This is a genomic window from Treponema maltophilum ATCC 51939, assembly GCF_000413055.1.
GTDB classification, from domain to species: domain Bacteria; phylum Spirochaetota; class Spirochaetia; order Treponematales; family Treponemataceae; genus Treponema_C; species Treponema_C maltophilum.
This window is the reverse complement of the sequence record NZ_KE332518.1, coordinates 698,116-712,826: the sequence shown is the minus strand read 5'-3', so window position 1 is coordinate 712,826 and position 14,711 is coordinate 698,116. Positions and strand designations below refer to the sequence as shown.

At 48.1% G+C, this 14,711-nt stretch carries 13 protein-coding genes; 6 read left to right on the top strand and 7 right to left on the bottom strand.

What is annotated here, in order from left to right; translation table 11 throughout:
- Positions 1 to 2: 2 nt before the first annotated feature.
- Complete coding sequence (locus HMPREF9194_RS12595; protein WP_040846154.1) at positions 3 to 206, bottom strand: CD1871A family CXXC motif-containing protein; 204 nt, start codon at positions 204 to 206, stop codon at positions 3 to 5.
- On the bottom strand, positions 196 to 1,329 hold the full coding sequence (locus HMPREF9194_RS11775; protein WP_016524939.1) for a TlpA family protein disulfide reductase: 1,134 nt from the start codon (positions 1,327 to 1,329) through the stop codon (positions 196 to 198). The genes HMPREF9194_RS12595 and HMPREF9194_RS11775 overlap by 11 nt, the downstream gene beginning before the upstream one ends.
- Positions 1,330 to 1,575: 246 nt before the next feature.
- Between HMPREF9194_RS11775 and HMPREF9194_RS03220 the strand changes: the two genes are divergently transcribed.
- Both HMPREF9194_RS03220 and HMPREF9194_RS12445 read left to right on the top strand, forming a co-directional pair.
- The gene (locus tag HMPREF9194_RS03220) at positions 1,576 to 3,168 is read left to right on the top strand and encodes a glucose-6-phosphate isomerase (protein ID WP_016524938.1); all 1,593 of its coding nucleotides are present in this window, start codon (positions 1,576 to 1,578) and stop codon (positions 3,166 to 3,168) included.
- A 274-nt stretch (positions 3,169 to 3,442) separates the two neighbouring features.
- Positions 3,443 to 4,435 carry a leucine-rich repeat protein gene (locus HMPREF9194_RS12445; protein WP_051127819.1) on the top strand — a complete coding sequence of 331 codons (993 nt, stop codon included), beginning with the start codon at positions 3,443 to 3,445 and terminating at the stop codon, positions 4,433 to 4,435.
- A gap of 1 nt (position 4,436) precedes the next feature.
- On the opposite strand, the gene HMPREF9194_RS03210 is transcribed toward HMPREF9194_RS12445, so the two are convergent.
- The 4 genes from HMPREF9194_RS03210 to HMPREF9194_RS03195 are packed head-to-tail and all read right to left on the bottom strand — an operon-like array spanning position 4,437 to position 10,051.
- A complete protein-coding gene (locus HMPREF9194_RS03210; protein WP_016524936.1) occupies positions 4,437 to 6,737 on the bottom strand; it encodes an ATP-dependent helicase in 2,301 nt (766 codons plus the stop codon).
- Positions 6,734 to 8,245 carry a MiaB/RimO family radical SAM methylthiotransferase gene (locus HMPREF9194_RS03205; protein WP_016524935.1) on the bottom strand — a complete coding sequence of 504 codons (1,512 nt, stop codon included), beginning with the start codon at positions 8,243 to 8,245 and terminating at the stop codon, positions 6,734 to 6,736. The genes HMPREF9194_RS03210 and HMPREF9194_RS03205 overlap by 4 nt, the downstream gene beginning before the upstream one ends.
- Entirely contained in the window at positions 8,238 to 9,341 is a 1,104-nt protein-coding gene (locus tag HMPREF9194_RS03200; protein ID WP_016524934.1) for a helix-turn-helix domain-containing protein, read from the bottom strand. Before HMPREF9194_RS03200 ends, HMPREF9194_RS03205 begins: the two co-directional genes overlap by 8 nt.
- 14 nt (positions 9,342 to 9,355) lie before the next feature.
- The gene (locus HMPREF9194_RS03195) at positions 9,356 to 10,051 is read right to left on the bottom strand and encodes a LolA family protein (RefSeq protein ID WP_016524933.1); all 696 of its coding nucleotides are present in this window, start codon (positions 10,049 to 10,051) and stop codon (positions 9,356 to 9,358) included.
- Between the two features lie 240 nt (positions 10,052 to 10,291).
- Between HMPREF9194_RS03195 and HMPREF9194_RS03190 the strand changes: the two genes are divergently transcribed.
- The 4 genes from HMPREF9194_RS03190 to HMPREF9194_RS03180 all read left to right on the top strand — a co-directional run bounded on the left by HMPREF9194_RS03190 (position 10,292) and on the right by HMPREF9194_RS03180 (position 13,580).
- The gene (locus HMPREF9194_RS03190) at positions 10,292 to 11,290 is read left to right on the top strand and encodes a magnesium transporter CorA family protein (RefSeq protein ID WP_016524932.1); all 999 of its coding nucleotides are present in this window, start codon (positions 10,292 to 10,294) and stop codon (positions 11,288 to 11,290) included.
- Positions 11,287 to 12,435: a formylglycine-generating enzyme family protein gene (locus tag HMPREF9194_RS03185; RefSeq protein WP_016524931.1), complete on the top strand. Its 1,149-nt coding sequence runs from the start codon at positions 11,287 to 11,289 to the stop codon at positions 12,433 to 12,435. The genes HMPREF9194_RS03190 and HMPREF9194_RS03185 overlap by 4 nt, the downstream gene beginning before the upstream one ends.
- 347 nt (positions 12,436 to 12,782) lie before the next feature.
- Positions 12,783 to 12,920, top strand: a complete 138-nt coding sequence (locus tag HMPREF9194_RS12260) for a hypothetical protein (protein ID WP_016524930.1) — start codon at positions 12,783 to 12,785, stop codon at positions 12,918 to 12,920.
- A 204-nt stretch (positions 12,921 to 13,124) separates the two neighbouring features.
- Entirely contained in the window at positions 13,125 to 13,580 is a 456-nt protein-coding gene (locus HMPREF9194_RS03180) for a hypothetical protein (protein WP_016524929.1), read from the top strand.
- 405 nt (positions 13,581 to 13,985) lie between these two features.
- Here HMPREF9194_RS03180 and HMPREF9194_RS03175 read toward each other — a convergent pair whose 3' ends face one another.
- Positions 13,986 to 14,669: a metallophosphoesterase gene (locus HMPREF9194_RS03175; RefSeq protein WP_016524928.1), complete on the bottom strand. Its 684-nt coding sequence runs from the start codon at positions 14,667 to 14,669 to the stop codon at positions 13,986 to 13,988.
- Between the last annotated feature and the right edge of the window lie 42 nt (positions 14,670 to 14,711).

Here is a 14,711-nt window from a genome sequence, read left to right as displayed (position 1 = left end):
ACTCACCCTATCCCGATGCACTCAAGGCAGATATGTACCGCCTTTTGCAGTACGACAAGATTTTCGCCCCGCAATAAGCCGATGCCGATAAAGCACAGCGCAACGAACATGCACACACACACGGCGGCCTTTCTCGGCACAAGCGGGCCTTTTACCGCAATTTTATGTGCCGATCCGGCCGTTTTATGAATCGGTTTATTTTGCATTTTGGGCATCCGAAAGTTCCTGCAGCGTTTTTGCATAAGCTGCCGCCGGTTCGCGTCCGGGAGCTCCGGTAATCGCTTTACCTATAAAGTTCCCTTTCGAATCGACAAATACCGTCGTCGGAAGAGCCGATACACCGTTCAAAAACGGCGCCAAGTCGGCATTCGGCACCAAGGTTGTAAAGCCCGCCGAAACGGAAGCAAGCACTTGCTTCGCACCCTCGGGATTTTCCGCCGCGTCGACGCAAATACTTATCATGTTCGTGCCGGAAGGCAGCATTGACGAATGCAGCTTTGCAAGATCGGGCATTTCTTTTACGCAGGGCGAGCACCACGTCGCCCAAATGTTTATCATCGTTACCTTATAGTCTTTGAACAAATCCTGCGTAACCGTTTTGCCGTCAAGCGTGCGCGCCGAAAACGACGTCAATCCGCCTTGAACGCTCCCGTCTTGAGAAACCGCATTGCCCCGCGCAAGCGGCGGAAATACGAAAATATTCTTTTTAAAATCCTTCAATTCGTCGATTACGCTTTGCACATCGGCTTTTTCCGCATCCGAAAAATTCACGTTCGAATAATCCGTATTATAGCCGAACCAATAGGAGATGCCGTCCGCTTCGGCGATTTTTTCGCACACCGCATATTGCGCTTTTACATACTCCATAAGGGCCTCATCGTCGCCCGAAAGTTCACCGGAAGGAACACGCAACATAAAGCCCGCCGCAAACGCATGCTTTTCGGCTTCCCGGGCAAAAGCGATCCATTCGTCTTCCGTTATCGTTTCCGGATGTATCGACGCGCGCAAAGGAAAAAAACTTTGCGCAAAAACCGTAAAAAACGTTATGTTTTCGGCTCCCGGCAAAATCTCCAGCGTTCCCTTTTCCCTCAAATCGTTCAGCGTTTTCGGAACGACAAAACCGAAGCCGAATTCCTGATCGGCATACAGGTCTTTTTGATCTTTTACGGAAACCTTTTTACCCGTGAGCGTTTGCATCTTTTTTTCGTTATAGCGTTTATTCGTTTTTGGCCCCTTGGACGCGGCAAAACCGCCGCAGCCGGTCAACAAAAAAATCAGCGCCGCGGCAACAAAAACCGCAGCCTTGGGTGCATAATGTTTGTTTTTCATCACAACCTCTTGAATGATAACTATGAAATTTGTCGGGCGGCTTTTTGCGCGGAACGGCTTAGCCGCCCCTCCAATCCCTGCCGCGCATAAGATAAACGGAAAATTTCTGTAATGGTTACAAAATCCGCCTATAGATTTTACACAAAAATCCGTCTTCCGTAAAGTATAGATACGCGGAGTAGATACGCGGCGCCAAATAAGGTATAATCGGTACGACGGCGGATTTTAAAGCCGGCGGAGGTTTATATGGAATTGACATGGAATAATCTTGATACATTGGAATCTTTTAGAAAACTGCAATCGCTTAAAGGGCAAGTACACTTAAAGGACGTTCTCGATGCGGACAGGGTTTTCACATACGGCACGAAGGGTGCGGAAGGCTTAACGTACAATTATGCGGCAAAACAGGTAAACGAACAGATTTTGTCCGTCATGCAGGAATTGGCCGACGAAGCGCAATTAACCGAAAAATTCACCGCCTTATACGAAGGAGAAGTTATAAACACGGGAGAAAAACGCAAAGTGCTCCACCACTTGCTGCGCGGCCGGCTCGGAAAAGACGTGTTTTACGATACGAGCGCCGGCACAAAAAATGCGCGCGACTTTTACGAAAGCCAGCGTAAAGCGATTGCCGATTTTGCCCGCAGCGTTCATTCGGGAAAAATCACTAACGAAAAAGGCGAAACCTTTACAACCGTCGTACAAATCGGCATCGGCGGTTCCGACTTGGGCCCGCGCGCCTTATACCTCGCGTTGGAAGAATGGGCAAAGGCGCACGGTACGAAAAAAGCCGACGCGTATTTTATTTCGAACGTGGACCCGGACGATGCCTCCCACGTGCTGACTTCGTGCGTAAAAGACTTATCGCGCACGCTGTTTATTTTGGTATCCAAGTCGGGCACCACGCAGGAAACGCTCGCAAACGAACTGCTCGTAAAAGATTTTTTAACCAAAGCCGGATTGAATCCTTCAAAGCACATGGTCGCCGTTACGTCGGAAACAAGCCCCTTGGCAAACAATCCTTCGTACCTTGCTTCGTTTTATATCGACGACTTTATCGGCGGCCGCTATTCTTCATCGTCTGCGGTCGGAGGCGCCGTGCTTTCGCTTGCCTTCGGGCCGGAAACCTTCGAAGCGTTTTTAAAAGGCGCGCACGAGCAGGACAAAAACGCGCGTGAAAAAAACATACGCAAAAACACGGCCCTGCTGGATGCCCTTATCGGCGTGTACGAACGCAACGTGCAGGGCTATCCTGTCAGCGCGATTTTACCCTACAGTCAGGCACTCAGCCGCTTTCCCGCCCACTTGCAGCAAGCCGATATGGAATCGAACGGCAAAAGCGTCAACCGGCGCGGCGAAAAAGTCGGCTATGCGACCGGTCCCGTTATTTTCGGCGAACCGGGAACAAACGGCCAGCACTCGTTCTATCAGCTTTTGCATCAGGGTACCGACATTATCCCCCTGCAGTTTATCGGCTTCGTGAACAGCCAAAGCGGAACGGACATTACCGTCGACGGTTCGACAAGCCAAAAAAAACTGTGCGCAAACCTCGCGGCACAGATTGCCGCCTTCGCTTTGGGAAAAGACGATGAAAATCCGGCCAAAGTATTCACCGGCGAGCGGCCGTCAAGCCTCATATACGGACAAACGCTGAATCCCGAATTTCTGGGCGCCCTTCTCGCCCACTACGAAAACAAAATCATGTTCCAAGGCTTTTTATGGAACATAAACAGCTTCGATCAGGAAGGCGTACAGCTGGGTAAATTGCTGACCAAAACGGTGCTTGCCGGTAAAAGCGAAGGCGCTTTAAAGGTATTCGCTTCGCTGCTCGGCGTCTAAGGCGGAAGGGCACAGCGCTGCGTACCGATCTTTATTAAGTCGAGAGCCATTTCGCAGTTGCATTTTTGCATTATGAACCTCTGATAAAACGGTGTCAAGGCCGGGCGTGAGCAGCGATGCTTTTCGCGCACACAAAACGCAAAGATTTTCTCTAAATTCTTTAAGAAAGTTGTTTTTCGGTAAAAATTCATGTATACTCTTAATAAGGGAAACAGGAGAAATACCATGAATAAAAAACAAAAAATATTACAAAAAATACTCGGTGCGGCCGCAGTTGTTTTTTTTTGCACTGGCGGCAAGTTCATGTTCAAACTCGACGAGCGGGAGCAATACGGCAAAAACGTCCGAAAAAAAGAAAATTCCGGCGCTCAGTGTACGTTCCGCAAACTATGAACGGAATGAAGGGAATAATCTTACCTATCGGCTCATATACAGCGGTTCCGGCAATTATGAGGCAACAGCTGAAAACCCCGATATTATCGAGCTTGATACATCCCGACTTAATAAAAGAGGTATAATCACCGTAGCATGCAAAAAAGAAGGCCGGTCACGCATAAAAGTGTATGACAAAGTCGGCAAAAAGGAAGCTTATTCCGGTAGTATTACGGTAAAGTCGGCAGACAGCGTTATTGCCGAAGATTTTTTTGAGCAATCAAATGTACGCTACCGCATACTGAGTAAAACGGCGCTTACGGTTTCCGTAACCCCGAAAATTTCTTCCGCAAAGAATTTAGAGAAGGCGTATTTGTTATATACCCAAGGAACGCTTTCTATACCGGCAACGGTAGATCACGGAGATAAAACGTATAAAGTGAAAGATATAGAATGGCCCCAAGAGTGGGGTACGGATGTGCAAAACGTAGAGATTGCTCCCGATAACGAGTTTATGACATCGGAAAACGGCGCTGTTTTCAGCAAAGATAAAAAGATGCTTTTGTGGTACCCGCGCGGCAAACCGAATGCCGAATACAGCGTGCCTGAAGGCGTAACGACTTTACGGATAAGTTCTTTATTTAACGTCCCGGAATTGAAAAAGCTGGGACTTCCTTCGACGATTACCGACATACAACACTATATTTTTGCCGACTGTCCTTCTTTGAATACGGTAATCTGCAAAGCGGAAAATCCGCCGGCACTCGTAAGTACAGTGTTTGAAAACACGCCGATAGATTCGGCAACGCTTAAAGTACCGGCAAACGCGGTTGAAGCGTACAAAAACGCCGAGGGCTGGAAAAACTTTAAAACGATAGAGGCGATTGTACCGTAAACTATTCGTCCTTCACAATCATTAAGCTGTGCGCTTGAAATTTGGGTAAAAAGCTTTTTTCGGCGCCGCTTTCAAAACGGACGGTAATGACGTAATCGTCCGGCTCGCTGCCGCGCGCGGACTGTATAACACCGTAGCCCCATTCGTCGTGGTAGAGTCGGACGCCCTTTGCCCAGCGCGATGCGAGCGGGTTTGAAGGATATTCGGAACCGGTAAAAGATTTTGAGCGCTCCGAACTTTCGTCCGAACGCGAAAGCGAAAAGCCGTACGGCGGTTTTCCCAAAACGTCGATACCGCTCCCTTTAAGCTCGTATAAAAAGGGGCTGGGATCCGTATAATCGGTTTTGCCGTAGAGCCTGCGCATTGCGCACGACGTCATATACAGTTCGTCTTTTGCGCGCGTAATACCTACATAAAACAAGCGCCGCTCTTCTTCGATTTCTTCGTTCGATTTATCGGTGCGGGGGAAAATGCCGCGCTCAAGCCCGGTGATGATTACACGCGGGAATTCCAAACCCTTTGTGTTATGTAAGGTTATGAGATTTACCGAATCACGCGCTTCGTTTTCGTCGGCCGCTTCAAGCGTGCGGTCAAGTTCAATATGGTCGAGAAAATCCGAAAGGCCCGCACGGGTTTTCGGGTAAAAAACGGCGCTGTTTGCCAATTCCTGCATGTTCGCCGTTTTTTGAGTTCCGGCAATTTCGTCCTGTGCGCTGTAATATTCGTTCAATCCCGAAAGCCGAATAATCTTTTCAACAAAAACCGAAAGCTTTTCGCCGGCCGAATTGTCCGCACCGGAGCCGGCATCGTTTTCATCGCCTGAATCTTCGCTTCGGCCGCCGCTGTTGTTTTGCCCCTCATCCAAAAAGGCGGTAAGCGAATCGATAATCGATACAAAACCCTGCACGGCTTCGGCCGTTTTTTTCGATAAAAAAGACGCGCACAAGCGGCAACCTTCAATAAGACCGCCGGAATGCCCGCCCCCGGGCGCCCCGGCTGAAGACGGCAAAAGGGGCGCTTGAGATCGCACAAAGTTGACGATTTTTTCCTGACTGACGCTGCCTATCGAACGGGCGGGTTTGTTGACGATGCGGCGGAAGGCAACCTCGTCTTTGGGGTTTGCAATAAAGGCCAGAAAAGCGAGAATATCTTTGATTTCTTCGCGCTCGTAAAATTTAAGGGAGCCGATAACGGTGTACGGAATTTTACGGTGCAAAAACTCGGTTTCAAACCCGAGCGATTGGGCATTTGTGCGGTAGAGTACCGCCCAATCCGCGTAGGGGCAGCCTTGCTTATGCGCGCTTTGAATAAGTTCGGCGCAAAAGGCGGTTTCGCTGTCTTGCGTCGGCAAAAAAGCGAGGACGGGGCGCTTGCCCTTCCCGCGCACCGAGCTGAGCGTTTTTCCCAAACGTTCGCTGTTGTTGCGCACGACATTGTCCGCCGCCGCCAAGATCGGGGCGACCGAACGGTAATTGCGTTCAAGGCGGATGATTTTCGTTCCGGGAAAATGATCCTGAAAGGTTAAAATATTTTTTACTTCGGCGCCGCGGAATTTATAAATCGACTGATCGTCGTCGCCCACAACGCACACGTATGTATCCGGCGAAGCGAGCTGCTGCAAAAGCAAAAATTGCGCGGCGTTCGAATCCTGATATTCGTCCACCATAACGACTTTAAAACGGTAATGCATTTGAGAACGGATATGCTCGTCCTCGCGCATAACGCACACGGGAAGCATGATAAGATCGCCGAAGTCGGCATTGCCCGTTTCGCGAAGTCGCTTTTGATATGCTTCGTATATTGCCGGAAAATCAGGATCACTTTCGATTGACGTCAATTCGGGAGAATCGGGGAAAAGGCAATAATCTTTTGCCAAAGATATTTTATGAGCGGCCGAAGACGCTTGCTGGCGCGACAAGGTCGGCACCGCCTTTGAAAGCAGCGTAACCGCATCGTCGTCGTCGTATACGGTAAAGTTCGGTTCCAAGCCCGCGCGGTTTGCAAAGGTGCGCAAAAACCACGCGCCGAACGAGTGGAAGGTGCGGATTTGCGTGTACTCGGCGCGCGGCTCCAAAAGGCGGGCGCGCTCGGCCATTTCGTTTGCCGCTTTTTTCGTAAAAGTTACCGCTAAAATCGAGTGCGGATCAAAGCCTTTTTCACCGATAAGGTATGCGATTTTCGTCGTAATAACACGGGTTTTTCCCGAGCCGGCGCCCGCCAAAATCAAAAGCGGAGAACCTTCATGCACGACGGCTTCATGCTGTTCGGGATTAAGCACGCGTAAGTATTCGGCGGCGTTCATACGAGCACTCCCGTAACGTCTACTCCGCGCACGCCGGTTATGCGCACGGAAACAACCGAGCCGGGCACAAGGTCCTTTGCCGCCTTGCTTTCTTTGTCGAAGCGCACAACGCATATGCCGTCCACTTCCGGCGCTTGGAAGGCGCAGCGGCCGAGCGCCAAACCGTCGCTTTCACGTTCTTCCGCTTCGGCTTCGTGTCCGTCCGCATTTTCGCGTTCGCTGCCGGCTTTATTTTCGCTGCCGGCTTTATTTTTGCTGCCGGCTTTAGTTTCGCTGCGCCCGCCCGGGCCTTCGCCGACAACCTCTTCGATAAGTACGCTGCACACTTTTCCGACATAAGAACTCAAAAGGGACGCCGTTATGTTTTCCTGAGCATTTTGCATTTTTCGGATACGCTCTTTAACGGTTTTTGCCGGCACCCGGTGAGTCAATAAGGCGGCAGGCGTATCGTCTTCGCGGCTGTAGGCAAAACAGCCCGACCAATGCGGCTGTAATTTTTCCAAAAACGAAAGCGTATGTTCGGCTTCTTCGTCCGTTTCGCCGGGGAAGCCGCACAAAAAGGTTGTGCGCAGCACGGCATCCGGCAGCGCCGCGCGGATTTTTTGCAACAATTCCAAATACGAATCGGGGCTGCCCCTGCGGTTCATCGCGCGAATAATGCGTTCATCCCCGGCCTGAAACGGAAGATCGAAGTACGGCAAAATACGCTTGTCGCGCTGTATAACCGGTAAAATATCTAAAGGAAAGTGGTCGGGATGAATGTACAAAAGGCGCAGCCAAAAATCGCCTTCTATCTTGCTTATTTTTTGCAGCAAAAGGCTCAAGGGGCTCGGACTTTGAAAATACAAAGCATTCGCCGAATCGCCTGCCGAAACTCCGTCGCGGCCGAAGGCCGCCAAATCCTGACCGATTAAATTGAATTCGAATATGCCGCGATCGCGCAGGCCTCGTATTTCGTCTACAATGTCGTCGGCGCTGCGGCTGCGCAAAACGCCGCGTATGAGCGGAATCGCGCAAAACGAACAGCGGTTATTGCAGCCTTCGGTAATTTTAACATAGGCCGAAGAAGGGAAGCCCAAAAACGCTTTGCGCTCTCCGCAACATACGCCTTTTTGTTCGGGTTTTACGACGGGGCGCAAACCTTTTTCGAGCACATCCATCAAAAAATCGAGTTTGCTCAAATCGCCGTTCCCGAACACCGCATCGGCTTCGGGTAAATCCCGTTTAAAAACGTCGGCATAGCGTTCGGCAAGACAGCCGGCAAGAATAATCTTCGCGTCCGGATACGCTTTGCGCGCCGAAAAAAGCGCGTCCAGCGATTCTTTTTTTGCGCTTTCTATAAATCCGCATGAATTGATTATAATAACGCGGGCCGACTCGGGCCGTTCCGTCCGCACCCAGCCCTTGTTTTCCAACAGGGAAATAATAAGTTCGCCGTCAACTTGATTTTTGGCACAGCCGTGCTGATCAAGATAAAACGATTTTACCGAAGCCGCCGGTTCAGTCAACTTCCGATACCGTCAGTTTGTATGTGCCGTCGGCTTCTTTTATCCAGCGGACATCTTCAACCAGCACTTGGCCGGGGCGCCCGATGTCCAAATCGTAGGTTTTGCCTTCGGCCGTAACCTGCATCTTTACCGTATTTGCATTCGAAATCCACAAACGCAAGGCGCTTTGAGCGGACACTTTAAGCGTATCGCCCGACGTTAAAAGATTTTCGACGCTTTGGTTCCGGTCGCTTTTGTAACGATACAAACACACGCCTCTGAAGCTTGCCGTTATCGTAAACGGATACGCGCGGTTATCCTGCAAAATCAGTTTATACTTTGTGCCGTCTTTCAGCGCTTCGCCGGATTCGACCGCAACCGCTCCGGCATTTGCCGTTTCATCGGCAAGCGCGATTTCATTTCCCGCTTTTGCAAACATGCGCACTTCGGCTCCGGCATCCTCTTTATCTTTGGAAATATCGGATAAAAATACAACGATATCGGGCCTTCCCGAACCGTCCACATCCATTTCGAGTTCTTCGCCCAATTCGACGTATTGAACGCCGATCGGCGTTTTTAAAGTAAGTTTATTTAAAGTTCCGTCCACCGTCAGCACAACGGGATTTTCGGCAAGCGGCACGATAATCGTATCTTTTTTGTACAGACGGCGCTGCAGCGGCACGGTGGATACGGTATAAGACTGCCCGTTTTCTTTTTTTAAATCGACCGCCGTATATTTTTTATTATTCGGTTTTATAACCGAATAATAAACGATTAAAAACGTACAAAGCGCAAGCAGGCACACGCCGAGCGAAACGGCGGCCGCCAAAACTTTTTTGTTTATGTGCCGTTTGATAATCAGATTTTCGGGAACGGGAGATTCCTGCATCCTTTTGCCCTGAAACAGCTTTATAAGGTACGCGCTGTCCAAGCCCAAATATTCGCTGTAGTTGCGCAAAAAACCCGTTACATAGGTGTCGCCGGGGAAAATATCGATATTTTCGTTTTCCAATGCTTCCAAATACTGCTTCGATATAATCGTATCGCGCGAAACGGTATCCAAAGCGATATTTTTTTCTTCTCTTCTTTTGCGCAAAATCGCGCCGAAACTTTCCATTCAAAACTCCCGTTTTATTCCGTAAGCAAAAAGTTATTATACGTATTGGCGGATGAAGGCGCGTCGTACAAAAAGCGCGTATCGGGAATATTCTGGTTCAGCGCGTAATTCGAAAAATCGAATTTGAATACTTCTCTGCTGACGGCGGAAACCGCTTCGACGCGGCGGATAAGCAGGGTTGAAGGATCGATTGCAAGTTTTATTGTCTGAAAACCTTCCGAAAGCGTTTTACGCGATAAAAGCAATTTTACAACCTTTTCTTCCGATGCGCTCCCGGCGGTGCTTTCATCGAGCGCAACCGGCTCCTGCCCCGATTCGTAGGCTATCGAATAATATCTGCGCATTAAAGCAAGTCCGTCGGGGGTCGCAAGATTTGCGGCATTTTCGCGGCGACCGGATTCTACGGACTGGCTCAATATCGAGCGCTGCCCCGGAAGGTAGACGGTCAACTGTTCGCCGTTAAACACGATTACCTGCGTTTCCGGATTTGAAAAATCTATGCGCAGCAAATTGGGGCGCTTAAACGATACGCGCGACTGCATCCGCGTTTTGCCGGCCGCTATGGCCATATCGGCTTCATAATCCTGTATTTGAGCATATTTTTCGGATACCGTTTTAAAAAAAGCGCCGGCGGTCAATATCGGTGTTTGCGCGTTTGCAAGCGCACCGATACACAGCAGGCAAAACGCGCCGAAAACGATTTTCTTCATTTATATACTTTCCTCGCTGAACTATAATAAAAAAGATTTTCTTATAAGTCAAGTGTTCGCCTGCGGGCAGGAGCTTGTTGTGACAGTATTTTAGGAAAAACAATTGATTTTTTTTTTGCGGAACGTTACAATCGGTGCAGGTTTGTGGACCTGTATCTCATTGTACATGGAGGCGCCGTATGGATTCCGACCCCGGCAGTAGTCGTTTATATTATTCTATGTACACAGGAGGGCAGGCCCATGATAACGTTTTGGCAGCAGGAAAAAGGAAAACTCGTTCAACGTTCCGAAGATGAACTTACGCCCGATCTTAATAAATGGGTGGACGCGCGTTCGGTAACCCGCGAAGACATCAGAATCCTCGAAGAAGATTATAAAATCCAACAGGAACACATTCTCGATATTCTCGACCAGGATGAATTGTCGCGCATTGAACGCGAAGACGATTACACGCTGATTATTTTGCGTTTGCCGGTTTTTATCGCCGACAACGATATAAGCTATTTTACGGTTCCGCTCGGCATTATTTTGTACCCGGGAACGGTTATCACCATTTGCTGGACGGACTGCGAAGTTTTAAAAGACATAGCCGAAAACCGCATACGCGATTTAACGCTTTCTGACTTTCCCGCCTTTATCGTACGCATTTTAAGCCGCTCGGACATCACCTTTTTGCGTTATCTGAAAGAAATAAACCGGCGCTCCACGACAATTCAAAGCCAGCTTGAGCGCTCGATCCGCAACAACGAATTGATTTTGCTTTTGAACCTTGAAAAATCGCTTGTGTTTTTTACGACTTCGCTTAAAAGCAATCAGATTTTGCTCGAAAAAATAAGCAAAACCCGCACGCTCAATTTGGACGAAGAAGACAAAGATTGGCTCGAAGACGTCGCCATAGACAACCGGCAGGCTATCGAAATGGCCGACACATACAGCGACATTCTTTCGGGCATGATGGATGCGTTCGCTTCGGTTATCTCAAACAACCTGAACATCGTCATGAAGCGCTTAACCGTTATTTCGCTCATTTTTATGGTTCCGACCTTTATCGTCAGTTTTTTCGGCATGAACGTTCCCCTGCCCTTTTCGAATTCGGGCTGGCTGGGAACGGCTATTATCAGTGCGCTGTGTTTGCTCACCGGCTTTATTGCGCAGCGATTGCTTTCCGACCGCCCCGATCCGCCGCACCATCCGAAAAACCGCGGCAAAGAAAAACATAAAAACAGGAGTGGGCGATGAACGAGCGAACGACAAAATCGATGAAAACGATAAAATCGATAAAGCCTCAGCGGGAATTCCGCGCCGTGCGGGCGGCTTGCGTTATCGCTCTTTTTGCGGTATTTTTTCCCGCCGTATTTTCGGGTGCGCATTTTGCGGCATGTTCCGCTTCGCTTGTCTTTGCGCAGGAAGGTGGGCAAAAGGGCATTTCCGACGACATAAAAAACACGATGATTTCGCTCGTAAAAATGGCCGAAAAAGGAGACCGTTTTATCATCGGCGAAAACGTCCAGTCGGTAACGGCCGAGCGCCGCGTAAAACCTTTTTATATAAACAAATACGAAACAACTTATTCGTTGTGGTACGAAGTACGCATCAAAGCCGAAAATCTGTTGGGCTACGTGTTCCCAAACCCGGGTCAGGAAGGTTCGGCGGGAAGGCGCGGCCGCGAACCGTCCGAAGACGGCCGGTATCAGCCGGTAACGAATATCAGCTGGCGCGATGCGATCGTATGGTGCAATGCGTTCAGCGAATTGGAAAACCGCAGCCCCTGCTACACCTACAAAGGAAAGGTGCTGCGCGACGCTTCGAACGCCGCCGAAATCGATTTGGCCGAATGCGATTGGAACGCGGACGGATTCCGTCTTCCGAGCGAAACCGAATGGGAATACGCCGCGCGCAAAATACGGGGAAGAGAGGGTAAACAAAGCTTTACGGCCGGCAACCGCGTATCCGGCGCCGCATGGGATGCCGAAAGCGTGCAGGAAGCCGCACAACAAGCGCGCAAGCGCTTTTTTGAACACACCGAGCAAAAATCCGGCGAACAGATAATCCTGCCGTATTTTTTGTATCCGGGAACGGCAAACGTCGCAACGGCCGGGAGCGTGCTCGGCCCGACAAGCGTGAGCGGAAGCGGCAAAGCAAACGCCTCGGGCATATACGACATGAGCGGTAACGTGCTCGAGTTTTGCTGGGATTGGTTCGGCGTATACAAAGCCGACGAAACGGACAGACCGGCCGGTCCCGTATACGGAAACGACCGGGTATGCCGCGGCGGAAGCTGGAGCCCCTATGCGGCCTTTTTATACGCCGCCGACCGCTACGCGTACAATCCCGGCGAAGCGTACAATTATATTGGCTTCCGCATCGCCGTCGGCGGCAAATAAGGGTATCTTTCCGTAATATAACGATTTGCATAACTATAGATAAAACATTGACAAAAGAGTACTGCTCTAGTATGATGCCAAAAATTTATTAGATACAGTAAAACAAAGTATTATTAATAGTAAATCTAAAAAAGTGCATGAAGATCGGACATACCGGAAAGATAAGAAGTGAAATAGAAAATAAATTAGGGCGCAGGTTAACAAAAGAAGAATGAAGTGATTGGCATACTGAAATGGAGAATATAAAATCTCGAAAGGCGACCAAGCGAGAAAAAATTCCTCTCTTACAGAAGATGAACTTCGTGAAGCTGCAAATGATGCACTAGATTTAAATTGAGGAAAACAAGATGAAATATGCGGTTGCCAAATTGTTAAATCTCGTGAGCTATGGGTTACAAATAGATTTTGGAGAGTTAACAGTGATTTTGTGGAAAAACGCTAAAGGCAAAACCCGTGAAATATTCCGCGGTGATTATATGTTATAAATATATTTATTAACAGATAAATACAATAAAACTTTTAATGATTTGAATATCTTATATAAAGATATAAATTAGGTTTAGAATATTATGGACTATATTTTTGCAAATGAAAATGATAATTTTCGGCAGATGAATGGTTATCATAAAAGTAGAGAATGAAAAGCACAGTTCTGAATATCGACAGAATCACAGAAAGGAAAATCAGCAATGAAAAATAAATTATTTGGTATAATTATTTTTGCATTAATAATTTTGATGCCATCGTGTGCTAGAGATAAGATTATTAAAGGCGATGGAAATCCGGATTTTTCAAAATTTATTGATGGTGATGTAAAAAATGAAACAACTTTTGATAATAATTACTATTATCCAAAATTTAAGATTATTCTGACTAAAGCCCCAGAAATAGAAATATTGGAGTACGAAATACATTATCAGTACATTTTTGGTCAAGATTGGAATATTCTTATAGATATTCGAAAAAGATATACACAAACTGATAATGAACTTAAAGAATTAAACGAAAAAGGTTCTTTTACTATTCGACATGAACTTGAAAAAGTTCCAATAGAAACGATTTATAACCCTTCTTCATATTATGGGGAACTGAACTATAATAGTATTGATGCACAAGACTGTTATATACGATTCAGAAAAAAATAGATGTATTTAATCCCTTTCAGAACGCAACCCACAGTCACGTTCCGGTAAAAAGGTTTAATGCGGGAATATCCCGCAAGCAGCTGACAGCTACTGTTTCTTTTTTGAACATAAAATACTGCTGATTTTTTATCAAGAATACATTATGCACATTTCACCGTAGGCCCGGCCCCAGTTATGGATCGGCTCAAGTTCATTTTTTTGTTGCTTCAAAAGTTGCAAGATATAAAGCTTTAAGCAAAGCCTGATCACTGGGAAAACACTACGCTGACGATTCAGTTTTCGATAGCCGGAATTATAGGTTGTAGTTTCCTGTTTTCTTTAACAGACGGGCTTATAGATAATGGTACTGATATTTTTGTTAAAAACTTAATGAGTACCGGTAATGATGATAATATTTGTCGTTATTTATCTCTCCGGAATCGTTTTGAGTTCAGCCTTTGTAACCGACCACGAATCGGTTTTGCCGTCATGTTCGACTTCCAAAATACCGTAGCGGCCGTCGGCAACGGCGCCCGGATTCATCAAAACGGTCGGCCCGAGCTTGTCGACCGCAAACGATTCGTGAATATGTCCGCTTATAACGGCCAAGGGTTTGTGCTTTTCGATAAAGGCGCGAGAGAGTTTTGAGCCGACGTGAGGGCCGCCGCCGGCGACGTCGAGCTTTGTGTCGTAGGGCGGATGGTGAATCAGCAAAATCACGTTGCCGCAATCGCCCTTTTCGCCGACAATGCTTAAATCGCCTGCCAAATCTTCTTCCGTGCGTTCAAAGGGAGTATCACCGGTGAATTTCAAACCGCCGCCCGCACCGCCGAAGGCAAGTCCGTCTCGCAGGACCAAATCGCCTTCCACCGATACGTCGAGATTTTCAAGTTCGGTTAAAAAATCTTTTTCATCGCAATTACCCAGCACGCAAAACAAGCTGTCGTGTTTTTCAATCAGCGTATTCAGCACGCCGAGCGCGCTCGAAGGATCGCTCAAACGCGCAAAATCTCCGGCAAACAGCACCGCATCGGCCCGGCCGAATTCGTCATCGAGCTTTTCAAGCTTTTCCGTATCGCCGTGAATATCCGATAAAACAAGAAACCGCATCCTTCCCCCTCAAATAAAACGAGTTTGCAAAGCAAACTCGGC

Bases quoted from the DNA above. Each gene is read 5' to 3' on its own strand.
- HMPREF9194_RS12595 (WP_040846154.1), bottom strand. From the start codon at position 206: ATGCAAAATAAACCGATTCATAAAACGGCCGGATCGGCACATAAAATT.
- HMPREF9194_RS11775 (WP_016524939.1), bottom strand. From the start codon at position 1,329: ATGAAAAACAAACATTATGCACCCAAGGCTGCGGTTTTTGTTGCCGCG.
- HMPREF9194_RS03220 (WP_016524938.1), top strand. From the start codon at position 1,576: ATGGAATTGACATGGAATAATCTTGATACATTGGAATCTTTTAGAAAA.
- HMPREF9194_RS03210 (WP_016524936.1), bottom strand. From the start codon at position 6,737: ATGAACGCCGCCGAATACTTACGCGTGCTTAATCCCGAACAGCATGAA.
- HMPREF9194_RS03200 (WP_016524934.1), bottom strand. From the start codon at position 9,341: ATGGAAAGTTTCGGCGCGATTTTGCGCAAAAGAAGAGAAGAAAAAAAT.
- HMPREF9194_RS03195 (WP_016524933.1), bottom strand. From the start codon at position 10,051: ATGAAGAAAATCGTTTTCGGCGCGTTTTGCCTGCTGTGTATCGGTGCG.
- HMPREF9194_RS03190 (WP_016524932.1), top strand. From the start codon at position 10,292: ATGATAACGTTTTGGCAGCAGGAAAAAGGAAAACTCGTTCAACGTTCC.
- HMPREF9194_RS03185 (WP_016524931.1), top strand. From the start codon at position 11,287: ATGAACGAGCGAACGACAAAATCGATGAAAACGATAAAATCGATAAAG.
- HMPREF9194_RS12260 (WP_016524930.1), top strand. From the start codon at position 12,783: ATGAAATATGCGGTTGCCAAATTGTTAAATCTCGTGAGCTATGGGTTA.
- HMPREF9194_RS03180 (WP_016524929.1), top strand. From the start codon at position 13,125: ATGAAAAATAAATTATTTGGTATAATTATTTTTGCATTAATAATTTTG.
- HMPREF9194_RS03175 (WP_016524928.1), bottom strand. From the start codon at position 14,669: ATGCGGTTTCTTGTTTTATCGGATATTCACGGCGATACGGAAAAGCTT.